Origin of the sequence: Cryobacterium sp. CG_9.6, from assembly GCF_029893365.1 — a bacterium.
GTDB lineage: Bacteria > Actinomycetota > Actinomycetes > Actinomycetales > Microbacteriaceae > Cryobacterium.
The window spans coordinates 650,846-674,493 of sequence record NZ_JARXUZ010000001.1 but is presented as its reverse complement, the minus strand read 5'-3'; the positions used below and the strand labels follow the sequence as shown (position 1 = coordinate 674,493).

The following is a 23,648-nucleotide window of genomic DNA, read 5'->3' as shown; positions in this document are numbered from 1 at the left end:
GTGCCGATCGAGTTACCATACGGTATGCAAGAGGGACGTGCCACGTTGACGACCCCGGGGGATCTCGCCCCGCGGAGCCTCGTGGCGTTGGCGTATTACGCATCCCCTCGGCGGCGCATCGTGACACTCGGTTTGGCAGTGCTGGCCATCGCCCTGGTGAGCGTCGTCACTCTCAGTGTGTCCCGTAATTCGGACTATATCTCGGCGTGGTGGCCGGCGGCGGGTCTCGGCGTGGTGACCGCACTCATGGCGCGCGGCACTCGTGTCAGCATTGCCCTCCTCATCTGGGTCACGGCCTCGGGCTCCCGAATCGCCGTGGGTGAGTCCATGGTCGTTGCTATCCTGTACGGATTCGTCACCGCACTCGAGGCATGGATCGTGGCCGCTCTTATCGATGGCGGCCGGGGCGCTCCCCCGTCTCATCTGACTGACGTGAGCAGCGTGGTGCGCTTCCTCATCGCCGTCGCGGTGGGCACCACAACCATGGGCGTTCTTACGGCCGTCATTATTGCTGTCGGGGGCGGCGATGCAGTGCAAACGTTCCTGGTCGTTGTGCCGTCCCATGCCTCCGCAATTGTGGTCATTGCACCGGTTTTCCTCCTCGCGCGCATCCGCCCTCCCCGTCGGCTGCGACCCGAACTGGTGCTGCAAGCTCTGCTCCTGGCTGGCGTGCTCTGCATCGTGTTCTGGCCCGGAACCAGCTCCCAAATTAAATTCCTCACCCTGCCACTACTCGTGTGGGCGGCCCTCCGGTTCGGCACCCGGGTGGCCGCGTGGCAAATGCTCACGACCGCACTGACCGCCACCGGTCTCAAAGATCTGGCGTCCTGGGCGGGGTTCGAGTCGGCCAGCAGCAACGCCTTTACCGCGCAAAACTCGAGCATCATCCAGTCCTTTTTCATCGTGTACGCGGCTACCGTTTTGGTCATCGGTGCCAGTCGCGAGGAGCGACTTCGCCTCGTGCATCAAGTGGATGCCCGCAACCACCTCCTCCGCGGCGGAATCGTGGGGTCCCACATCGGCCTCCTCCTCCTCGAAGAGGATGCCCTCGGTGCGATCAGAGTCATCGACGGGAACGAGATCGCGGCCCGGCTGCTGGGCGTTGTCCTGGCGGGTCCCCTCGCGCCGGCGCCCATCGTGCCGCAGGACGGCCCGCTCGCCGAGGCCATCCTGCGAGTGCGTCGCAGCGATACGCGCACGCACGACTGGTCCGGAGAGGTAGAGGTGGACTCCGGCACGCGTCGCCTTCAGGTCTTTGTGGCACGCATCCGCTCGGGGAGTGCGACTGCGCTCCTGACCGTGCAGGTTATCGACATGACCGCCCGGTACGCGGCCGCGACGGCGGTGCAGACAGCCCTAGAAAACGAACAGGCCACCACGCAGAACCTGCGCGAGCTGAACCGCCAAAAGGAAGACTTCGTCTCCTCGGTCACCCATGAGCTGCGCACTCCCATCACGAGCATTCTCGGGTACTCCGAAGAGCTTCAGGACACCGCACTCAGTCCCATCGCTGCCGACTACGTGAGTGTGATTGCCCGCAACGCCAACCGCCTCGCGACGCTGGTGGAGGACCTGCTCGAACTCGCCCGCCTCTCCGAACGCACCGAGACAACGCTTCGGTCGATCGAGATTGCCAATGTGGATGTCGCGGTCACCAACTGCATCGAGGAACTCGGCGCGACCGCCCGATCGCACGGCGTCACACTCGAAGCGGTGGTGCCAGCCGGGAGCCTGGAGGCCATCGGACGCGAGCGCGATGTGGCACGAGTGCTCACCAACCTTGTGGCCAACGCTCTGAAATTCACGCCACGAGCCGGACACGTGGTGGTGGAGTGTTCCCGCGTGGCGAACACCGTGCAGATCGATGTGATCGATAACGGCATTGGCATTCCTCCCGCGGAGATTCACCGCGTACTGGAGCGCTTCTATCGCTCGTCAACCTCCGTCTTGCTGCCCGGAACCGGCCTGGGACTGTCCATCGTGACCGGGCTGGTCTCCGAGTTGCGCGGCACCCTGGAGCTCACGTCCGATGGGACAACGGGCACCCGGGTGCGGGTCACCCTCCCCGCTCACGTGCGAGCAGCCGCGTCCTAGTGACGCAGGCGAGGCACATCCGCTGCGGTTAAGATTGGAACGTGAGTATTCCGCGTAACACCAGCACCAGCAGCGCCGCGCCCAACGAGCGGGCGTCCGGTGAGCGGTCCCCGGGATCACGCACGGGAGCACGCACCCCGCGGCCGCCGCGCACCCATCGGCCCGGCCGCCGCGGTCCAGGAGGTTCACCCACCGACACCGGCCCGCGCGCCACCTTCAGCCAACTGCTGCCGTACCTGCTGGAGCACAAGAAGGTGCTCGGCTTCGTGATCGTGCTGAGCGTGCTCGGCGCCGCCACGAGTCTCGCCCAGCCGCTGCTCGTGAGCCAAGTCATCACCCGCGTGCAGGCGAACACTCCGCTGGACTCCCTGGTGATCGCGCTCATCGCTCTCGTGGTCGTTTCGGGTCTGATCAGCGGTTACCAGCACTACCTTTTGCAGCGCACGGGCGAGGGCGTGGTGCTTTCCAGCCGCCGCAAGCTCGTGGGCCGGTTGTTGCGCCTGCCGATCAGCGAGTTTGATGCCCGCCGTACCGGCGACCTGGTGTCTCGCGTGGGCAGCGACACCACTCTGCTGCGCGCCGTACTTACCCAGGGTCTCGTCGAGGCCATCGGCGGATCGCTCACCTTTGTGGGCGCGCTGATCGCCATGCTGGTGATCGACCCGGTGCTGTTGGGCCTCACCGTGCTCGTCATCAGCGTGTCAGTGGTGACCGTCATCCTGCTCTCGCGTCGTATCCGCACCGCCAGCCAGGCCGCGCAGGCCAAGGTCGGCGACCTCGCCGCGAGCGTGGAACGTGCCATCAGCGCCATTCGCACCGTGCGTGCCTCCAACGCCACCGAACGTGAAGTGGCCGTGATTGAAGAGGATGCCCGTGGCGCATGGCGCATGGGCATCAAGGTCGCGAAGATCTCGGCTCTCGTGGTGCCGATCGCGGGCATCGCCCTGCAGGTCTCGTTTCTTGTGGTGCTGGGCGTCGGCGGATTCCGCGTGGCGAGCGGTGCCATCACCATTGCCGAACTCGTGGCGTTCATCCTCTTTCTGTTCATGATGATCATGCCGCTCGGCCAGTTCTTCGGAGCCATCACCTCGGTCAACTCGGCGCTCGGTGCCCTCGGCCGCATCGAGGAGATCATCGGGCTTCCTTCCGAGGACCAGTTCGACCGCGACGTTGCGCCGCTCGCCACCACCGTAGGCGCCGCCAATGAGAGCGTGCGCCCCGACGCCCCCGCCATCTCATTCGAGAACGTGCAGTTTGGCTATCAGGCCACCCCGGTGGCCGTGGATGCCGAGGCCGCCGCCGACTCGGCCGCCGTGGCCGGCACCGTGGCCGCCGTGGCCGCGCCGGAAACCACGCCAGCTCCGCCCCGACCCGTGCTGCACGGAGTCTCGTTCAGCGCTCCGCGCGGGTTGCGCACGGCGCTGGTGGGGCCATCCGGTGCCGGTAAGAGCACGATTCTGGCGTTGATCGAACGGTTCTACGATGCCGATGCCGGAGTTGTTCGACTCGGCGGGCTCGATATTCGCACCCTCGATCGCACAGCATTGCGCGCCCAGATCGGTTATGTGGAACAGGACGCCCCCGTACTCGCCGGCACGCTGCGCGACAACCTGGTTCTGGCGAGCCCAACGGCCACCGATGCGCAGTGCATTGAGGTGCTGCACGCCGTGAACCTCGGCGAGGTGCTGGACCGCGACCCGGCCGGACTCGGTGCCACGGTGGGTGAATCGGGAGTGAAGCTCTCCGGCGGTGAGCGTCAGCGGCTTGCCATTGCGCGCGCTCTGCTCTCCGCTCCGCCCATCCTGCTGCTCGACGAGAGCACCTCAAGCCTCGACGGCGCGAATGAGCAGATGATGCGCGCCGCGATCGACGCGGTGGCTCAGGACCGCACGCTCATCGTGATCGCCCATCGGCTCTCCACCGTGGTGGACTCGGACCAGATCGTGGTGCTCGATCACGGAACGGTTATTGGCACCGGCACGCACTCCGAGTTGGTTGTGTCCACGCCGCTCTACCGCGAGCTCGCCAAGCATCAGCTGCTCGTCTAAGCGCCGTGGTCGGTCGGCGAGCGGATGCCGCCGGTACTAACCGCGCACGAAGCGCAGGGTCACCAGCTGGAAGGGTCGTAGTTCGAGGGTGACCACCTGGCCCGACCAGCTGGCCGACGGCCGGGGCGGCGGGACGACCAGGCGGCGCTCGAGCAGGTCGGTGGGGTAGACATCCACTGCGGTGAAGGTGTGCCGGAGCGCGGCACGAGCTCGGGAGCCATGAGCCTCGTACAGCCGCACAATCACGTCGCCGCTGGCGTCCTCGGCGAGTTTGACCGCTTCGATGACCACGGCCGGACTGTCCACCGTGAACAGCGGCTCGATGACCGCGGTGCCGACGCCCGTGATCCGCCGCAGCGGCAGGTTCAGTCGATACCCCTCGGCCACGGCGTCGGCGATGGTGGCGCCCACCCGCAGCGACACCGTCATCTCGTGGCGGCCCTGATCGGCGGTCGGATCCGGAAAGAGCGGCGCGCGCAGCAGCGAGAGCCGCACGGTGGTGTGTGTCGCTCCGGCGGCATCCGCTGTGCGAGTAATGTCGTGGCCGTAGGTGGAATCGTTGGCCACGGTCACCCCGTAACCCGGCTCACCCACGTGCACCCACCGGTGCGCGCAGGTCTCAAAACGGGCCGCGTCCCAGGACGTGTTGGTGTGGGTGGGCCGGTACACATGGCCGAACTGAATCTCCGACGCCGCCCGGTCGGCATGCACATCGAGAGGGAACGCCAGCTTGAGCAGCTTCTGCCGCTCGTGCCAACCGATCGCGAAATGCAGGTCGATCGCGGGGGATCCGGCGGCGAGGGTGATCGTCTCCTCGATGTGTGAGGCCCCCAGCGTGCGTTTTACGCGAACGTCCACGCGCGCCGGAGTGTCGAGCACGACCTCGATCTCATCGGCGTTCGTGAGGTCTTCGACGTTGCGGCGATAGTGCTCGTCGATGTCCCACGCATCCCACTGGGTGGGGGTGTCACGATGCAGCTGCAGTAGGTTGCCGCGCTGGCCCGCCGGAATCACCTCACGATCAGCGACGAGGTCGCGCACCGAGGAGAAGAGACCGTCATCGTCGATCGTCACGGCAACGAGGCCGTTCGCCAGCACGATGCCGGCGTCCGTGCGGGTGACGCTGGCGGCGCCGGCTCGAGGGGCAGTGGCTGCATTCGGTTCCGCACTCGGTTCCGCATCGCCCACGCCCCTGACGGCTGCATTGCCGGCGCCCGCGGAGACCCCGGCGAGGGCATAGGGGCCGGCGTTCAGCACCACTGTGGCAGCGCCGCTGCCACAGAGCTCCCGAACGGATGCCTCAATCAGCTCGGTGAGCACCCGCGCCACCTCGGCATAGTTGCGTTCAGCCTCCTGATGAACCCAGGCAATCGAGGATCCCGGCAAAATATCGTGGAATTGCTGCAGCAGCACCGTGCGCCACGCCCGCTCCAGAGCTGCTGACGGGTACTCGGAACCCCGCTGTACCGCGGCCGTGGTGGCCCACAGCTCGGCCTCCCGGAGCAGGTGCTCGCTGCGCCGATTGCCACGCTTCGTGCGGGCCTGCGAGGTGAACGTGCCCCGGTGAAACTCCAGGTAGAGCTCGCCCGACCACACCGGTGGGGCACCGTATTCGGCCTCGGCGGTCTCGAAGAATCGCTGCGGCGTGGAAAACTGCACGGCGGGCGACCCCTCAAGGTTGGCCGTGCGGCGCGCTGCGGCGATCATCTCGCGGGTGGGTCCGCCGCCGCCATCGCCCCACCCGAACGGCACGAGCGAGGTGGTGGCCACACCTTTTTCGGCGTAGTTGCGCTCGGCGCGGGCCAGTTCGGCGCCGGACAGCTCGGCGTTGTAATCGGCCACAGGCGGAAAGTGCGTGAAAACCCGTGTGCCGTCGATGCCTTCCCAGAGGAATGTGCGGTGCGGAAAGACGTTCGTCTCGTTCCACGAGATTTTCTGTGTGAGAAACCACCGTGACCCGGCCGCCACCACAATCTGCGGCAGAGCGGCGGAATACCCGAACGAATCCGGCAGCCACACCTCCAGCGGCTCCACCCCGAATTCGCGCAGGAAGAACTGCTTTCCCGCCACAAACTGCCGCACCAGAGCCTCACCGCCCGGCATGTTGGTGTCCGATTCGACCCACATACCCCCCGTGGGAACGAAGGCACCGCGGGCCACGGCCACTTTCACTCGTTCAAACAGCTCGGGGTACGCCTCCTTCAGCCACGCGTATTGCTGAGCGGATGACGCGGCGAAGACAAAATCCGGGTTCGCGTCCATGAGACTCAACACGTTCGAGAACGTGCGCGCCACCTTGCGCACCGTCTCGCGCACAGGCCAGAGCCACGCGCTGTCGATGTGCGCGTGGCCCACGGCATACACCTGGTGGGCACTGGCGTTCGCGGGTCGGGACAGCACCTGCGCGAGTTCGGACCGGCCGGCGGCAGCGGTATCGGCCACATTCTGCGGGTCGACGGCATCGAGGCACCGCTCCAGGGCGCGGAGGATCTCGGCCCGCCGCGCGGACGACTCGGGGAGTTCGGCGTGCAGCCCGAGTAGCGCCGCCACGTCCTGTATCAGCTCCCAGACGGTCTGATCAGGCAGGGCCACATCGGCTCTGCGGAAGGTATAAAGGGGCGTGGGTGGAGCGGTGGCGGGATCTCCGAGGTCGGTGGGCAGGAAGCTGAAGTCGGCGGCGATGTTCGGGTTAGAGGCGGCCTCCACGTAGACGTCAATGGTCTGCGAGGTGAGCGGAACCGTCTGGTTGCGCGCCTCGACCGCCTTCACCACAATTCCCTCGGCGGTATACACGAGGCCCTCCGCCTGAAACCCGGGTACCGAGGTGCTAAAGCCCAGATCCACGACAAGTTCGGGGTGGCGGCCCGCGCCGGTCCACCCGGGCGGAACCGTGCCGGTGAGGTGGAACCAGGTTGTTCCCCACGGGGATCCCCAGGCTGTGCCTGGCTCAAATGGTGCGAACACCTGCTGCTGCGCCGCGCTGAACGACACCGGCTCCCCCGGCGCTTCCCACACCTCCACGCGGAGGGGCTTCGTGTGCCGATACACGGCAGGGTGCAGCCTCTCGGCCACGAAACGGGTGATCCGAAGCAGAATGAGCGCGCTGGTGTCGTGCATGCCAGCATCCTAGGCCTGCCGGCTCGGTGACCGGCGACAAGAGCACCTTCCCGCCGCACCGCAAGACGCAGACGGCGCCGGTCATGTCGGCATGGGCCGCACCACGTAGAACGGCCCCGTCGTGGGGGGACGACGGGGCCGTTCTACGTGGTGCGGGGAGGTGACTAGTCCTTGAGGTGGTAGCGCACACTGGCGAGCTCAGCGAGCAGAGCCGGCGGCACGCGGTCACCGAACTGGCTGAAGTACTCGTCGGTCAGGTCGCACTCGGCCAACCAGCTGGTCTCGTCGATGTGGAAGAGCTGCTCAAGGGCATCCGCTGAAAGGTCGAGACCGTCAAGGTTGAGGCCGTCCTCGGTGGGCAGCAGACCGATCGGGGTATCAATTGCGTCGGCGTGACCCTCAATGCGGCGCACCATCCACTCGAGAACGCGCGAGTTCTCGCCGAATCCGGGCCAGATGAAGCTGCCGTCCGGGCCCTTGCGGAACCAGTTCACCTGGAAGATCGCAGGGGCCTTGGTGCCGAGCGACTTGCCCACCTTGAGCCAGTGGGACCAGTAGTCGGCCATGTTGTAACCGCAGAACGGGAGCATGGCGAAGGGGTCGCGGCGCAGCTCGCCGACGATGCCGTCCGCTGCCGCGGTCTTCTCGGAGGAAATCGTGGCGCCCATGAACACACCGTGCTTCCAGCTGCGGGCCTGCGCCACGAGCGGAACGTTGGTGGCGCGGCGGCCACCGAACACGATGGCGTCAATGGGTACACCGCCAGCGTCTTGCCACTCGTCGGCAATCGAGGGGCACTGGGCGGCAGCCACGGTGAAGCGCGAGTTGGGGTGCGCGGCCGGTCGACCGGATGCCGGTGTCCAGTCTTTGCCCTGCCAGTCGATGAGGTGCTCAGGAGCCTTCTCGGTGAGGCCCTCCCACCAGACGTCTCCGTCATCACGCAGGGCCACGTTCGTGAAAATCGTGTTGCCCCACATTGTGGCCACGGCGGTGGGGTTGGTGAGTTCACCGGTGCCGGGGGCAACGCCGAAGAACCCAGCCTCGGGGTTGATCGCCCAGAGGCGACCGTCTTCACCCTTGCGCAGCCAGGCGATGTCATCGCCGATGGTCTCCACCTTCCAGCCGGGAATAGTGGGCTGCAGCATTGACAGGTTTGTCTTCCCGCACGCGGACGGGAACGCGGCAGCAACATGGAATGTGCCGCCCTCCGGGGAGATGAGCTTGATGAGCAGCATGTGCTCGGCGAGCCAGCCCTCGTCCCGACCCATGACCGACGCGATACGCAGCGCGAAAGACTTCTTGGACAGCAGAGCGTTTCCGCCGTAGCCCGACCCGTACGACCAGACCTCACGGTCTTCGGGAAACTGCACGATGTATTTTGTGTCGTTGCACGGCCACGTGACGTCGGGACGGGACATGCCGGCGGCATCCACGAGCGGGTAACCGACACTGTGCACCGTGTGTACCCACGGGTCGCCGGCTTCGATCATGGTGAGAATTTGCTCACCCATTCGGGTCATGATGCCCATGTTCAGGACCACGTAGGCGGAGTCGGTGATCTCAACGCCGAGCTGCGAGATGGGTCCGCCGAGCGGGCCCATCGAGAAAGGCACAATGTACATGGTGCGGCCGCGCATGCTCCCGGCGAAGACGCCCTTGAGTTCGCCGCGCATGGCGGAAGGCTCAGCCCAGTTGTTTGTGGGGCCGGCGTCGGCCTCGTCGGCGGAGCAGATGAAGGTGCGATTCTCAACCCGTGCCACGTCCTTGGGGTTGGTGCGGGCGAGGAAGCTGTTGGGGCGCCATTCCGGGTTCAAGCGGATGAGCTGGCCCGAGGTGACAAGTTCCTTCGACAGTTGGTGCGCCTCACGAGATGATCCGTCGCACCAGACGATTTGGTCGGGCTTCGTGAGGTCGGCGATCTCGTCTACCCAGGCACGCAGCACAGGGTCGGTCGTTCCGGAGCGCTTCACGCCTGTGTCCGCAAGGGTCTGGGGGGATGAACTTGTCAGGGTCATAGTGTGGCCTTTCCAAAGCCGCCTGCGAGCGACCTTGATCGGGTGGAATCTTTGGGGAGCATAATTTTCTCTCGTGTCTCTAGAATGCTCTCTTTTCTCTCCTCACTTCGAGAAAAGTACTGTTAATAATTGCGATTCTTTCGCTATTGTTAAGGAATGTCGCCTCAAGCCTCGGACCTCATCACTCTGGGTCATCGCATCCGTCACTTTCGTACGGAGCGTGGCCTCACCCTCGACCAACTCGGGGAGCGGGTGAACCTTGCCGGCAGCCAGCTGTCCCTGATTGAAAATGGACGCCGCGAACCAAAGCTTTCGGCGCTGCAAGACCTGGCTGGGGCCCTCGGCGTTGAGCTAGCCGACCTGCTGAGTCGCGAGGCGCCCAACAACCGGGCCGCGCTCGAGATCGAACTCGACCGTGCCCAGAAGAATCCACTGTACGGAGCGCTTGGATTGCCGCAGGTGAAAATTACCAAGGGCACACCATTGACGGCAATTGAGTCGCTGCTGGGGCTGCACCGGGAACTCGCACGCCGAGCAAGCGAGGCGATCGCCACGCCGGAGGAGGCACGCCGAGCGAATACCGAACTGCGTGAGCGCATGCGCGAACAGGGAAACTACCTGCCGGACATTGAAGAATTGGTCGAGAAACGCGTCTCGATGAGCGGCCACACCTCGGGGGCACTCACCCACCGTGAGGTGAGCGTCATGGCTGAACAGCTCGGCTTCAGCCTGGTTTACGTGAACGACCTACCCAGCTCCACCCGGTCGGTGACCGACCTCGTGAACGGGCGCATCTACCTGCCGCCAGCCTCGATTCCCGGCGGGCACGGGCTGCGCTCAATGGCCTTGCAGGCTATGGGCCACCGGCTCCTTGGACATGAACGTCCCGGCAGTTACGCACAGTTCTTGTGGCAGAGACTCGAGATCAATTACTTCGCGGCCGCGTGTCTCATGCCGCGCGGGGCATCCGTTTCTTTTCTGTCGAATGCCAAGGCGGAGCGCGAACTGTCGGTCGAAGATTTTCGCGATGCGTTTGGCGTGACGCATGAGGCCGCCGCCCTGCGCCTCACCAACCTCGCGACCTCGCACCTCGATATGCCGCTGCACTTTCTGCGGGTGAACGGCGACGGCGCGCTACAAAAGGGCTACGAGAACGACGGCCTACCGTTTCCGGTCGATGTGACCGGCTCGATTGAGGGTCAATTCGTCTGCAAGCAGTGGTCGAGTCGCAGTGCGTTTACGCACACCAACCGCACCACGGAGTTTTACCAGTACACCGACACGCCCGCGGGCACGTTCTGGTCGGCCACCCAGACCGGGGCAACGGATGCCGGCGAATTCTCCATCAGCGTCGGTGTACCGTTCGAGCAGGCCAAGTGGTTTCGGGGGCGGGAGACCACGCAGCGCACGGTGTCGCGCTGCCCCGACGAGTCGTGCTGCCGCCGCCCCAACTCGGAGGCCGCGAGCCGCTGGGCCGGACGCGCCTGGCCGAGTGCACGGTTGCACGCGAACGTGCTGTCACCCCTGCCATCCGGCACATTCCCCGGCGTCGACGACATGGAGGTCTACGAGTTTCTCGAGGCGCACGCCGCAGAATAGTGCCCCGGCGCGGTTGGCTCGCCGGGCAGCCGTTGCTAGTTCAGGAGATTCGCATCCACACGCACCAGGAACCCCCGGACCAATGCGGCGGCGCCACTTCCAGCCGCCGGATCTCCTGAAGTAGCAACGGGCACCGCTGGAAGGGCGTGTCGGTATCCGCTGCCGCACTGGTGCGCCTCGTGGGCCCTAGTGCGCTGCGGGGACCTCGAGCCGGGCAACCGCACGGTTGTGGACGAAGCGCACGGCTAAATACGGGCCGAGCACCACCACGATCAGAATGAGGAACACGAAACCCCCGAGGTCGGCGGTGACCAGATTTCCGCCCCAGATCATGAGACCAACCGTGCTCAGCATGAGCGCCGTTCCCGCGCGCGACCGCGCCGGCGGGTTACTCAGCAGAGGAATGAACACACCAGGGTTAGCGCGGGACGTGAGCCGCACCGCCGCGACCGAGCATACGGCACTGGCCACGATCATAATGATTCCCAGAATGAACATTGACTTCTCCTCTAAACGCCAACTGCCAGCCTAACCCGCCCCACTATTTCGGCTGCATGCGAATGGCACCGTCGAGACGAATGGTCTCCCCGTTGAGCATCGAGTTCTCCACGATGTGACACACGAGGGCCGCGTACTCGGCGGGCTCGCCGAGGCGGCTCGGGTGCGGAACCTGAGCACCGAGCGAATCGCGCACGGGCTGCGGCAGCCCCTTGAGCATCGGGGTATCGAAGATTCCGGGAGCGATGGTCATCACCCGAATGAACGTCTGGGCGAACTCCCGGGCCAGCGGCAGGGCGAGGGCCGCGACGCCCCCCTTCGAGGCGGCGTACGCAGCCTGGCCGATCTGGCCGTCAAAGGCGGCAACGGATGCCGTATTCACGATCACGCCACGCTCGGCCGTTCCCTGCTGGCCCGTTCCACCGATCGGTTCGGTGAGCTGCATGGCCGCGGCAGCGAGCCGAATCACGTTGAACGTGCCCACCAGGTTGATGCGGATGGCGCGCTCAAAGTCCTGCAGCGGCAAGGGTCCATTGCGCCCCACCGTGCGTGCTCCAGGCGCAATGCCCGCACAGTTCACCACGATGCGGAGCGGGGCGAGCGCGCTGGCGGCATCCACGGCCGCCTGCACGTCACCGGCGCTCGTGACATCCCCGGCAACAAAGTGCACCTGGGGGCCGGCTTCGCTCATCGAGGCGGCGATCTGGTCCCCGGGCGCGCCGGGAAGGTCCAGCAGCACCACCGCGGCACCGGCCGCGTGCAGAGCGGTGGCGGTGGCCAGGCCGAGGCCGGAGGCGCCCCCGGTCACGAGGGCGGAGCATCCGTCGATCTGCATTTAATACCTTTCGTTGGGGGTGGGGTGAGTGCGGGTCACGGCTCGAGGCGTTCGATCAGGGTGGCGTTGGCCATACCGCCGCCCTCGCACATGGTCTGCAGGCCAAAGCGCCCGCCGGAGGACTCGAGTTCGTTCAGCAGTGTGCCGAGCAGGCGTGTGCCGGAGGAACCCAGCGCGTGCCCGAGGGCAATGGCACCGCCGCGCGGGTTGAGTCGCTCAGGGTCGGCGCCGAGTTCCCGCTGCCAGATGAGGGGTACCGAGGCGAAGGCTTCATTCACCTCGTAGGTGTCGATATCGTCGATGCTGAGCCCGGTGCGCTCGAGAATGCGCCGAGTCGCCGGAATGACACCCGTGAGCATGAGCAACGGGTCGCTTCCGGTGACCGCGAAGGCGTGAAAACGAGCGCGGGGGGTGAGGCCCAGCTGTTCGGCTCGCTCGGCGCTCATGATGAGGGCAGCGGATGCGCCGTCCGTCAGCGGCGAGGAATTGCCGGCGGTGATGTGCCACTGCAGGTCAGGGAAGCGCGCGGCCGCGCCATCGGAGTGGAACGCGGGCTTGAGCCCGGCGAGGGACTCCAGGGAGGTGGCAGACCGGATGGTCTCGTCGTTCGTGACAAAGCGGCCGTCCGGTGTCGTGACGCCCACGATCTCCCGGCCGAAGTCACCACGTTGGGCGGCGGCCGCGGCCAATCGGTGGGAGCGCGCAGCGAAGGCGTCGAGTTCGTGGCGGCTGAGACCCCACTGGGCATTCATCAGCTCGGCGGAGATGCCCTGATTCACGAGCCCGTTTGGGTAGCGCTCGTGCATGAGTGTGCCGAACGGGTCCTGGCCTGACATGGACGACCCGAGCGGCACGCGGCTCATGGACTCCACCCCGCAGGCGATAACAATGTCGTAGCTTCCGGCGATGATCCCCTGGGCGGCAAACGTCACCGCCTGTTGGCTGGAGCCGCACTGCCGGTCGATGGTGGTTCCGGGAACGGAGTCGGGGAAACCGGCACTGAGCAGCGCGGTGCGGGTGACGTTGTAGCTCTGCTCGCCCACCTGGCTGACGCATCCGCCGATCACGTCGTCGACGATTGCCGGGTCGAGATCGTTGCGGTTGAGCAATTCCGTGAGTACTCCCGCCAGAAGATCGGCCGGATGCACGGTGCTGAGCGCACCACCGGGCTTGCCTCGACCGGAGGGGGTACGAACGATATCGACGATGACAGCTTCATTGCTCATGCGCTCAGCCTAGGCCGGTGGCTGCTCGGTTCGTCGCATCAGCGGGCGTTCATCAGGCTGTTTTAGAGTTGTTGCACAACGAAGGGCAGCACACTCATGACAGAAACATCGTCTCCCCCACGCCGCGCACTGGTCGTGGGCGCAACCGGTATCGCCGGCCAAACCGTGAGTCGACAGCTCATCGAGCAGGGCTGGCTCACCTTCGGACTATCCCGGGGCGGCTCCTCCCAGGTGGCGGGGATCGAAAACGTTGCGGCCGATTTGCGGGACCCGGCGGCGCTCACATCCGCTCTTATCGACACGCAGCCGGAACTCGTGATTATTGTGGCGTGGATGCGCAATGACACGGAGGCCGAGAACATCACGGTGAATAGTGCCCTCATTCGCAATGTGCTGGCCGCGCTGGAACCCCAGAAGTCTGTGCGGCACGTTGCGCTCATGACCGGTCTCAAGCACTATCTCGGGCCGTTCGAGGCCTACGGTCAGGGGGTCATGTCGGACACGCCATTCCACGAAGATGCCGCGCGCGTCGACGCTCCCAATTTCTATTATGCGCAGGAAGATGAGCTGTTTGCCGCGTCGGAGCGCACCGGTTTCACCTGGAGCGTGCACCGGGCCCACACCGTATTTGGCTACGCCGTGGGGACCGCCATGAATATGGTGCTGACGCTCTCGGTCTACGCCACGATCTGCAAGGAGCTGGGGCTACCGATGGTCTTCCCCGGGTCGGACGTGCAGTGGAACGGCATCACCGACGTAACGGATGCCAACCTGCTCGCCGAACAGATCATCTGGGCCGGCACCAATCCGGCCGGCGAAAACGAGGCCTTCAACATCGCGAATGGTGACGTGTTTCGGTGGCGCACCCTGTGGCCCCAGATTGCCGAGCACTTTGGCGTGGGCTGGGAGGGCTTCGTGGATGCCCCGCGCACCCTGGAGGTGCAGATGGCGGGCATGGAGAACACCTGGGCCGCCCTGGCGGACAAGAACGGTCTCGCCGAAACGGACCTCACCCGGCTGGCATCGTGGTGGCACTCCGACGGCGACCTGGGTCGCACAATTGAGTGCTTCACCGACATGACCAAGAGCCGCACGGCCGGATTCGGTAACTTTCGAGCCACTCCGCGAAGCTTCTTCGACACGGTCGAGCAGTACCGGGCGGCCCGTATCCTGCCCTAACCGACTGCGTCTCCACCGCGACTAGCCGGAGAGCGCCCACATGGCGACCGCGCTGGCCGCAGCCACGTTGAGCGAGTCGATGCCGTGCTTCATCGGAATCTGGACGACGCTGTCGGAGGCGTCGAGGGCCTCGGGGGTGAGGCCTTCGCCCTCGGCGCCCAGCAGCAGGGCCAGCCGTTCGTGCTCGTGGCCGGTGACATCACGCAGGCTCACGGCATCCGCGGTGAGAGCCAGCGCAGCCACGTGAAAGCCGTGCCGGGTGAGCAGTTCGCGGGTGGACGACCAATCGCCGACACGGGTCCACGGCACCTGCAGCACGGTGCCCATGGAGACGCGAATGGAGCGGCGATAAAACGGGTCGGAGCAGCGCGGCGTCACGAGAATAGCGTCGGCACCAATTGCCCCGGCGGACCGGAAGATGGCGCCCACGTTGGTGGGATCGGCGACATTCTCAAGAATGACGATGCGGCGCGCACGCGCCAGCAGGTCATCGGCATCGGGAAGCTCGGGCCGGTGCATGGCGGCAATCACACCGCGATGCAAAATGTAGCCGGTGAGTTCGGCGAGGAGTTCCCCGGGACCCACGAAGACCGGAACACGGTCGGCCCAGTCGCCGAGAACACCCACAGCTTCCTCGGCAGTGTTGCCCAACGCGAGCACCGATCGGGGTTCATGCCCCGCGCGCAATGCACGCTCCAGAACCAATGCCGATTCGGCTATATAGAGTCCGTGCTCGGTGCCGCGCGCCTTTTTCAGGGCCACATCGGTGACGTGGGCATAGTCTACGAGCCGCGGATCGCTCAGATCGGCAATCTCAATAATGGGCATCGAACAAGTGTACCGAGCACCCTCCCGACGCGCGGGAGGGTGCGCGACCGGCCGGTTACCCGAGGAAGGGGTCCGGTGTGAGCGTGTACTTCGTGGAGAGGTATTCACGGATACCTTCGAGCCCGCCCTCACGGCCGAGGCCGGACTGCTTGACGCCGCCGAAGGGGGCCGCCGCATTGGAGACGACGCCGGTATTGAGGCCGAGCATTCCGGATTCCAGTCGCTCCATCATGCGCTGGCCACGGGCGAAGTCCGCGGTGAAGACATAGCTGATCAGACCGAAGTCGCTGTCGTTGGCCATGCGAACGGCCTCGTCCTCATCGGAGAAGGTGCTGATCGCGAGAACCGGGCCGAAGATTTCCTCGGCCAAAATGTCACTGCCTACCGTGACGCCACTGATGACGGTGGGCGCATAGAACGTGCCGACCCCCTCAATGGCGGTGCCGCCGGTATGCAGAACGGCACCCCGGGACAGGGCATCCTGCACGAGGGCGTCCGATTTGGCGACGGCTGCCGCGTTGATCAGCGGGCCGATCGTAATGCCGGCCTCGGTGCCGCGGCCCACAACAAACGCGTTCACGCGCTCGGTCACCCGGCGGGCAAACTCGTCCGCAATAGACTCGTGCACGATGAAGCGGTTCGCTGCGGTGCACGCCTGACCGATGTTGCGGAACTTCGCGATCATCGCGCCGTCCACAGCCTTGTCGAGGTCGGCATCGGCGAAGACGAGGAACGGTGCGTTGCCGCCCAGCTCCATCGAGGTACGCAGAACGTTCTCGGCCGACTGGCGGATGAGCGCCTTGCCCACGGCGGTCGAGCCGGTGAAGCTCAACTTGCGCAGGCGTGAGTCGGCGATGATAGGTCCAGAAACGGCACCCGATTGCGAGGTGGTGAGCACGTTTACGACGCCAGCGGGCAGCCCGGCCTCCTCGAGCAGCGCCACGAACAGGAGCGTGGTGAGCGGCGTGAGCTCGGCGGGCTTCACCACCACGGTGCAACCGGCAGCGAGGGCAGGCGCAATCTTGCGGGTGGCCATGGCGAGCGGAAAATTCCACGGGGTGATCAAGAAGCAGGGTCCCACGGGCTGCTGGGACACGATCATGCGCCCGGTTCCCTCGGGGTTGGCGCCGTAGCGGCCACTGATGCGCACGGCTTCTTCGCTGAACCAGCGCAGGAACTCGCCGCCATAAGCAACCTCACCGCGCGCCTCGGCGAGCGGCTTTCCCATTTCCATGGTCATCAGCAGAGCGAAGTCTTCTTTGCGTTCCTGCAGAAGATCAAAGGCACGCCGCAGAATCTCGCCGCGCACGCGCGGTGCCGTTGCCGCCCACCCCGCCTGGGCCGCGACGGCCGCATCCAGGGCGGCCGCGCCATCCGCAACGCTCGCGTCAGCGATGGTCCTGATGACCAGTCCGGTGGCCGGGTCCACAACATCGAGGGTGCGACCAGCGGATGCCGCCCGCCATTCCCCGCCGATGAACAGTTGGGTAGGTACGCGCGCCAGCAACTCTGCTTCGACGTTTCGTGATTCTGTAACCTGCGTCATGGTTCCTCCTCGAAGATCTTGTGGTTTAAATGTATCTGCTCGGGCGTACTGCGAGCGGCCTGCGCCGCGGCATCTCCGCGCACAACGGCAGTGTGTTCGGGTGTGGGACCGTTGATTTGTCGAAATCAATACTTACCGATAGGTAGGTAATGCAGCTCAAGCGTGCCATACTGCCGACGTGCCGGGTTCACCGGCCGCCAGCGCGCGTGTCACACCACCCTTCCCGAGAACCGCAGTGAAATACATAGGAGTATTCCATGGCTATAACGACCGATGCCCCGCAGACGACGGCTGCCAAACGAGCCGAGGAGCGCCGTGTTCTCGCGGGCACCATGGTGGGAACCACCATCGAGTGGTACGACTTCTTCATCTATGCGCAGGCCGCCGGCCTCGTACTCGCCGGCCTCTTCTTCGCCCCGCTCGCCGGCGACAACGCGCCACTCGCGCAGCTCGTGGCCTGGGCGTCTCTCGGAATCAGTTTTCTCTTTCGCCCGCTCGGCGCGATTGTGGCGGGGCACTTGGGCGATCGCCTAGGCCGCAAGGCCATGCTGGTCTTCACGCTCATGATGATGGGTGCGGCCACGGCACTCATCGGGCTCCTCCCCACGTTTGATCAAATCGGAGTCTGGGCACCGATTCTGCTCATCGTGCTGCGTATTTTGCAGGGCTTCTCCGCTGGCGGCGAGTGGGGCGGGGCAGCCCTCATGAGTGTCGAGCACGCACCGGTGACCAAGCGTGGCTTCTTCGGCGCCTACCCACAGATCGGTGTTCCGGTCGGGCTCATTCTGGCCACCGGTGTGATGCTCGCCGTCACCACCTCCATGAGCGAGGAAGCCTTCCTCAGCTGGGGCTGGCGCATCCCGTTCCTCGTCTCGGTGCTCCTCATCGTCGTGGGATATGTCATTCGCAAGGCCGTCGATGAGAGTCCCGTTTTCAAGGAGATGCAGGCCCGCAAGAAGGAGTCCGCCGCACCGCTCGCTCAGCTGTTCCGTGGACACTGGCGCCAGGTGATCCTCACCGCACTCATTTTCATCGCCAACAACGCTGCCGGCTACATGTTGATCGCATTCTTCTCGTCCTACGCGACGAAGCCAGTCGAGGCTGGTGGCCTCGGCATGGAGCGCTCGCCCGTGCTCGTGGCCAGCACCGTTGCCGCCGTGTTCTGGCTCGCGTCCACCATGCTCGGCGGCATCCTGTCCGACAGGACGCATCCGCACATTCCAGCTCGGGTATGCGTTCCTGTTCCTCTGGTCCATCCCTATGTTCCTGCTCATCGACACCGGTGACATCATGTGGTTCGCCCTCGCGCTCATCATCCTCGCCGCCGGACTCGGTTTCTCGTACGGACCTCAGGCGGCGCTCTACGCCGAAATGTTCCCCGCTCAGGTGCGCTACTCGGGAGTGTCCATCGGCTATGCCCTCGGCGCCATTCTCGGCGGCGCCTTCGCCCCGCTCATTGCGCAGCTGCTCCTTGACAAGACCGGACAGACCACGTCGATCGCCATCTATCTCATGGTGCTAGCCGCCATCTCGTTTACGGCCGTCAGTCTCGTGACGGAGACAAAGGGCGTGCACCTCGGCGTCAGTGCCCACGACTAGCGGGATCCACCCACGACGGATTACACAAATGGATGCCTCGGCGCACGTCGCCGGGGCATCCATGCGTCCCGCCCCGCCCCGCATCCGCTTAAAAGGGTTACCGCGCCTGAAATGGAGGGCCGCGCCTGAAATCGCGGACCACCGCGCTTGAAATCGGCGGCCGCTACGGTAACCGCCGCAGCGGCCACCGAAAGCCGTAGCGACCTTGCACAATCACACCCTCGACACCGCGACTTGGATCGTATATGGTTTCCTATATAAACCGCAGTGTTGCGAGAGGATGCCATGACTCACGAATCGACGCCGTTCCTCGCCCGTCCTGGCAAGGTAATTGCTGTTCACGTGAACTACCCTTCGCGTGCCGCCCAGCGCGGCCGAGTTCCCGAGCAGCCCTCCTACTTTCTGAAACCCGGCACGAGCGTGTCGAGCTCCGGCACCGCCATCGTGCGCCCCAAGGGCACTGAACTCCTCGCGTTCGAGGGAGAGATTGCGCTCATCATTGGGCGTCGGGTGCGTGGGATCCGTCCCGAAGACGGGTGGGCTGCGGTCTCGGGGGTCACCGCCGCGAATGATTTCGGTGTCTACGATCTGCGCTCCGCCGACAAGGGATCGAACCTGCGCTCGAAGGGCGGCGACGGCTTCACACCCGTCGGGCCGAATATTCTCCCGGCGCACTCCCTCGACCCCACGGCCCTGCGCGTGCGCACCTGGGTGAACGGGCAGCTCGTGCAAAGCGACACCACCGCGGACCTGTTCTTTCCCTTCGGGCAGCTCGTGGCCGACCTCGCCCAGCTCATCACGCTGGAACAGGGTGACGTGATCCTCACGGGTACGCCGGCGGGGGCATCCGTTGTGAAGCCCGGAGATGTGGTCGAGGTCGAGGTCGATGCCCCCGACGCGATAGGTGCCCCGACCAGCGGTCGCCTGGTGACCCCGGTGACCGAGGGCACGGTTGAATTCGGTGTCTGGGGGGCCCGCCCGCAGGTAGACGACCACCAGCGCACCGAGGCCTGGGGCTCGGCAGCGGCCGCCGGTCTGCCTGCTGCGCCACCCACCGTTAGCCTCACCGACGATCTCAAGGCACGCATCAACAGTGTGGGCACCGCAACGCTGAGCGCCCAGCTGCGCAAGCGCGGCTTCAACACCATGAGCATCGACGGCGTGCGTCCGACGCATCCCGCCCAGCGCATGGTGGGCCGCGCGCGAACGCTGCGCTTCATTCCCGCCCGCGAAGACCTGTTCCAATCGCACGGTGCCGGCTACAACGCCCAGAAGCGGGCCTTCGATGGCCTCAATCCCGACGATGTGCTCGTCATTGAAGCTCGCGGTGAAACGGGAACCGGCACGGTCGGCGACATCCTCGCCCTTCGAGCACAGGTGCGCGGCGCGGCCGGCATCGTGACCGACGGCGGCGTGCGTGACCTCGCCGCCGTTGAGGCCCTCGACATTCCGGCCTATCACGCCGGCGCTCACCCGGCCGTGCTCGGCCGACGCCACGTTCCGTGGGACGTGGACCTCACAATTGCGTGCGGCGGGGCATCCGTTCAGCCCGGCGACATTATTGTGGGCGATGCTGACGGCGTACTCGTGATTCCCCCGCACCTCATCGAAGACCTCGTGACGGATGCGATAGAGCAGGAACGCGAAGAGACCTTCATTGCCGAGATGGTCGCCGCGGGCGAGGGCGTGGACGGCCTGTACCCGATGAACGCCGCCTGGAAGGACCGGTACCACTCATGGCAGCCGAAACAGTAGTCGCGCCGCCGGTGGGCAAGGCGCAGCGCGCCTATGACTGGCTCAAGACCCGCATTAACGGGGGCACGTTCGGACCCGGCTACCGGCTCGTGCTCGACCAGATCGGACGCGAAATCGCGATGAGTCCCGTGCCGGTGCGGGAGGCCATCCGCCGCCTCGAAGCCGAGGGGCTGGTGACATTCACGCGCAACGTGGGCGCCCAGGTGGCCATGCTCGACCCCATCGAATACCAGCACACCATGCAAACGCTCGGCCTCCTCGAGGGTGCGGCCACGGCTCTCTCCGCTCCCCTCCTCACAGCGGATGCCCTCGCTCGCGCCCGTCACATCAACGCCGACCTCGCCGAGACCCTCGCGCACTTCGACCCCATTCGCTTCACCGCCCTCAATCGCGAGTTCCACGCCGAGCTCTACAGCACATGCCCCAACCCGCATATTCTCGATCTCGTGCACCGGGGCTGGAACCGGCTCACGGTGCTGCGAGAGTCCACGTTCGGTTTCGTGCCCGGCCGCGCCGCGGAATCCGTGGCCGAGCACAGCCATCTGCTCGACCTCATCGAGCAGGGTGCCTCGCCGCTTGAGATCGAGCTGGCCGCGCGAAACCACCGACTGGCCACCCTGGAGGCCTTCCTGGCCTCTCGTGCGAGTAACCCGCAGCCCGCTCGGCCCGACAACACCTGACATGACACGTCACCTCTGTCGCTACTTCAGGAGATCCGCGGCCACGGCTCTGCAACACCCCCGTAAGCATGCGGCAGAGCGGATGCCCCCGCCCCGATCTCCTGAACTCGCAACCCACCACCACACCCACCACAGCCACCACACCGGAAGGACCACATCATGAGGTTTCGCAGCAGCCCGAGCCAGATTCGCGGATCCATCGCCGCCCTGATGACCCCGTTCACCGCGGACGGAGCCGTGGACCACGCGGGTCTGACCAATCTGGTGAATTGGCAGATCGCATCCGGGTCTCACGGGTTGTCGATTGGGGGATCGACGGGAGAACCGAGCTCACAAACCATCACTGAGCGGGCCGAGGCCATTCGCACCGTCGCTGCAGCCAACAATGACCGGGTGCACTTCATGGCCGGAACCGGGTCGACCAAACTCGACGAGACTCTCGAACTCACGGCAGCGGGCCGTGACGCCGGAATCGACGCCGCGCTCATCATCACGCCGTACTACGCCCGCCCCACGCAGGAGGCGCTGTACGTCTGGTACAAAACCGTCTGCGAGGAGTTCCCCGACCTGCCGATCGTGGCCTACAACGTACCGAGCCGCACGGCCGTCGACATCGCGCCCGAGACCGTGTCCCGTCTCTACCGTGACTTCGACAACTTCATCGGCGTCAAAGAAACCACCAAGGACTTCGAGCACTTCTCACGTGTGCTGCAGCTCTGCGGGCCCGAACTCATGGTGTGGAGCGGCCTCGAGCTGCTCTGCCTGCCGCTGATGGCCCTCGGTGGTGCGGGTTTTGTGAGCGCAACCTCCAACATTGCACCGGCCGCCGTGGCCGAGATGTTTGAGGCGTGGGAGTCGGGTGACCTTGATCGCGCTCGAACCATTCACTACGGTCTGCACCCGCTCGTGGACCTACTCTTTGTCGAGACAAACCCGGCACCGGGCAAATGGGTGATGGCTCAACAGGGACTGATTGCGAGTGCCTTCGTGCGGCCGCCCCTCATCGAGCTCACGCCGGGTGGGCTCGCCAAGGTTCGCATTCTTATGGCTGCCGGATCGCACTATCTCACCTCCAGCGCCGGGTTCTCCTTCACCGAGACCGGGCCGCTCAGATGAGTACGCTGCACGTCCCACAGAACCTGCCCACCCATATTCAACACTTCATCGGCGGCCAGTTCGTGGACAGTGTGAACGGGGAGACCTTCGACGTGCTCGACCCGGTGTCGAACCAGACCTACGCCACGGCGGCGGCCGGTCAGCAGGCCGACATCGATCGTGCCGTCGCGGCGGCGAAGACGGCTTTTGACACCGGACCGTGGCCCAGAATGCTCCCCCGCGCCCGAGCCCGCGTGCTGCATCGCATCGCCGACGCCGTGGAGGCGCAGGATTCCCGACTGGCCGAACTGGAGACCTTCGATACCGGCCTGCCGATCACGCAGGCGTTTGGTCAAGCACAGCGTGCGGCCGAGAACTTTCGGTTTTTCGCGGATCTGATCGTGGCGCAGTCCGACGACACCTACAAGGTGCCCGGTCGACAGCTCAACTACGTGAACCGTAAACCGGTCGGCGTGGCGGGACTGATCACCCCGTGGAACACCCCGTTCATGCTCGAAAGCTGGAAGCTGGCGCCCGCACTGGCGTCCGGCTGCACCGTGGTGCTCAAGCCCGCCGAGTTCACACCGCTCTCGGCGAGCCTCTGGGCCGAGATCTTTCGCACCGCCGGTGTTCCCGAGGGGGTCTTCAACCTAGTCAACGGCATCGGTGAGGAAGCGGGTGACGCGCTGGTCAAGCATCCGGATGTCCCCCTCATCTCCTTCACCGGCGAAACGACCACCGGCCAGACCATTTACCGCAACTGCGCTGCGAATCTCAAGGGCATGTCGATGGAGCTCGGTGGCAAGTCACCGGCCGTCATCTTTGCCGACGCCGACATCGAGGCCGCCATCGACTCGACCCTGTTCGCAGTGTTTTCGCTTAATGGCGAACGCTGCACCGCATCGAGTCGCATTCTGGTGGAGCGGTCGGTGTACGACGACTTCTGCGCGCGCTACGCCGCCCGAGCCGAGCGTATCGTGGTGGGCGATCCGCACGACCCAGCCACCGAGGTGGGTGCACTCGTGCACCCGGAGCACTATGCCAAGGTGATGAGCTACGTGGAGATCGGCAAGACCGAAGGCCGTCTCCTGGCTGGTGGAGGCCGCCCCGCCGACCTGCCCGAGGGCAATTATGTGTCTCCGACGGTGTTTGCTGATGTCGCTCCGACAGCACGCATCTTTCAGGAGGAAATCTTCGGACCGGTCGTGGCGATCACCCCCTTCGACACCGACGAGGAGGCACTCGAGCTGGCGAACGGCGTCAAGTACGGTCTTGCGGCCTACATTTGGACCAGCAATCTTGAACGTGCGCATACCTTCGCGCAGTCCGTGGACGCAGGGATGGTGTGGCTCAACTCGCACAACGTGCGTGACCTGCGCACTCCGTTCGGCGGAGTCAAAGCCAGCGGGCTCGGCCACGAGGGTGGCTACCGTTCCCTGGACTTTTACACCGATCAACAGGCCGTCCACATCACCCTTGCGCCGGTGCACACCCCCCACTTCGGCGCTCTCTAGAGCACCCCAACGTCCCCGTT

Annotated in this window: 15 protein-coding genes and 1 pseudogene; 9 read left to right on the top strand and 7 right to left on the bottom strand. The window is 65.4% G+C overall.

All coding sequences use genetic code 11. From position 1 onward, the window contains the following. Positions 1-24: 24 nt before the first annotated feature. Positions 25-2,094, top strand: coding sequence for an ATP-binding protein (locus H4V99_RS03140; protein ID WP_280675442.1), 2,070 nt, complete (start codon positions 25-27; stop codon positions 2,092-2,094). Positions 2,095-2,318: 224 nt separating this feature from the next. After that, positions 2,319-4,142 carry an ABC transporter ATP-binding protein gene (locus H4V99_RS03135; RefSeq protein WP_280679919.1) on the top strand — a complete coding sequence of 608 codons (1,824 nt, stop codon included), beginning with the start codon at positions 2,319-2,321 and terminating at the stop codon, positions 4,140-4,142. A gap of 36 nt (positions 4,143-4,178) precedes the next feature. Here H4V99_RS03135 and H4V99_RS03130 read toward each other — a convergent pair whose 3' ends face one another. Both H4V99_RS03130 and H4V99_RS03125 read right to left on the bottom strand, forming a co-directional pair. Further along, positions 4,179-7,259 carry a glycoside hydrolase family 38 C-terminal domain-containing protein gene (locus tag H4V99_RS03130; RefSeq protein WP_280675440.1) on the bottom strand — a complete coding sequence of 1,027 codons (3,081 nt, stop codon included), beginning with the start codon at positions 7,257-7,259 and terminating at the stop codon, positions 4,179-4,181. Positions 7,260-7,423: 164 nt separating this feature from the next. After that, entirely contained in the window at positions 7,424-9,274 is a 1,851-nt protein-coding gene (locus H4V99_RS03125) for a phosphoenolpyruvate carboxykinase (GTP) (protein WP_280675435.1), read from the bottom strand. A gap of 156 nt (positions 9,275-9,430) precedes the next feature. On the opposite strand from H4V99_RS03125, the gene H4V99_RS03120 reads away from it, so the two are divergent. Continuing rightward, entirely contained in the window at positions 9,431-10,873 is a 1,443-nt protein-coding gene (locus H4V99_RS03120) for a helix-turn-helix transcriptional regulator (protein ID WP_280675433.1), read from the top strand. A gap of 186 nt (positions 10,874-11,059) precedes the next feature. On the opposite strand, the gene H4V99_RS03115 is transcribed toward H4V99_RS03120, so the two are convergent. From H4V99_RS03115 to H4V99_RS03105, 3 genes are read right to left on the bottom strand one after another with little or no spacing between them, the layout of a single operon-like run. Continuing rightward, positions 11,060-11,371 (bottom strand): hypothetical protein, encoded by a 312-nt coding sequence (locus tag H4V99_RS03115; RefSeq protein WP_280675431.1) that lies wholly within the window; start codon positions 11,369-11,371, stop codon positions 11,060-11,062. Between the two features lie 43 nt (positions 11,372-11,414). Next, complete coding sequence (locus H4V99_RS03110) at positions 11,415-12,206, bottom strand: SDR family NAD(P)-dependent oxidoreductase (RefSeq protein ID WP_280675429.1); 792 nt, start codon at positions 12,204-12,206, stop codon at positions 11,415-11,417. A 35-nt stretch (positions 12,207-12,241) separates the two neighbouring features. After that, positions 12,242-13,432, bottom strand: coding sequence for a thiolase family protein (locus H4V99_RS03105; protein ID WP_280675427.1), 1,191 nt, complete (start codon positions 13,430-13,432; stop codon positions 12,242-12,244). Between the two features lie 96 nt (positions 13,433-13,528). Here H4V99_RS03105 and H4V99_RS03100 point away from each other — a divergent pair, with 96 nt between their 5' ends. After that, complete coding sequence (locus H4V99_RS03100; RefSeq protein ID WP_280675426.1) at positions 13,529-14,611, top strand: SDR family oxidoreductase; 1,083 nt, start codon at positions 13,529-13,531, stop codon at positions 14,609-14,611. 21 nt (positions 14,612-14,632) lie between these two features. Here H4V99_RS03100 and H4V99_RS03095 read toward each other — a convergent pair whose 3' ends face one another. Further along, a complete protein-coding gene (locus H4V99_RS03095; protein WP_280675423.1) occupies positions 14,633-15,439 on the bottom strand; it encodes an RNA methyltransferase in 807 nt (268 codons plus the stop codon). 55 nt (positions 15,440-15,494) lie between these two features. Continuing rightward, positions 15,495-16,985, bottom strand: a complete 1,491-nt coding sequence (locus H4V99_RS03090) for an NAD-dependent succinate-semialdehyde dehydrogenase (RefSeq protein ID WP_280675421.1) — start codon at positions 16,983-16,985, stop codon at positions 15,495-15,497. Positions 16,986-17,242: 257 nt separating this feature from the next. On the opposite strand from H4V99_RS03090, the pseudogene H4V99_RS03085 reads away from it, so the two are divergent. The 5 genes and pseudogenes from H4V99_RS03085 (at position 17,243) to hpaE (ending at position 23,628) form a co-directional block, all read left to right on the top strand. Next, positions 17,243-18,584 (top strand): annotated as a pseudogene (locus tag H4V99_RS03085) (MFS transporter). A 285-nt stretch (positions 18,585-18,869) separates the two neighbouring features. After that, positions 18,870-20,339: a fumarylacetoacetate hydrolase family protein gene (locus H4V99_RS03080; protein WP_280675419.1), complete on the top strand. Its 1,470-nt coding sequence runs from the start codon at positions 18,870-18,872 to the stop codon at positions 20,337-20,339. Then, positions 20,321-21,019: a GntR family transcriptional regulator gene (locus H4V99_RS03075; protein ID WP_280675417.1), complete on the top strand. Its 699-nt coding sequence runs from the start codon at positions 20,321-20,323 to the stop codon at positions 21,017-21,019. Before H4V99_RS03080 ends, H4V99_RS03075 begins: the two co-directional genes overlap by 19 nt. A 159-nt stretch (positions 21,020-21,178) precedes the next feature. Continuing rightward, positions 21,179-22,135 (top strand): 4-hydroxy-tetrahydrodipicolinate synthase, encoded by a 957-nt coding sequence (gene dapA, locus H4V99_RS03070; RefSeq protein WP_280675416.1) that lies wholly within the window; start codon positions 21,179-21,181, stop codon positions 22,133-22,135. Beyond that, on the top strand, positions 22,132-23,628 hold the full coding sequence (hpaE, locus tag H4V99_RS03065) for a 5-carboxymethyl-2-hydroxymuconate semialdehyde dehydrogenase (RefSeq protein ID WP_280675415.1): 1,497 nt from the start codon (positions 22,132-22,134) through the stop codon (positions 23,626-23,628). The genes dapA and hpaE overlap by 4 nt, the downstream gene beginning before the upstream one ends. The last annotated feature ends 20 nt before the right edge of the window (positions 23,629-23,648 follow it).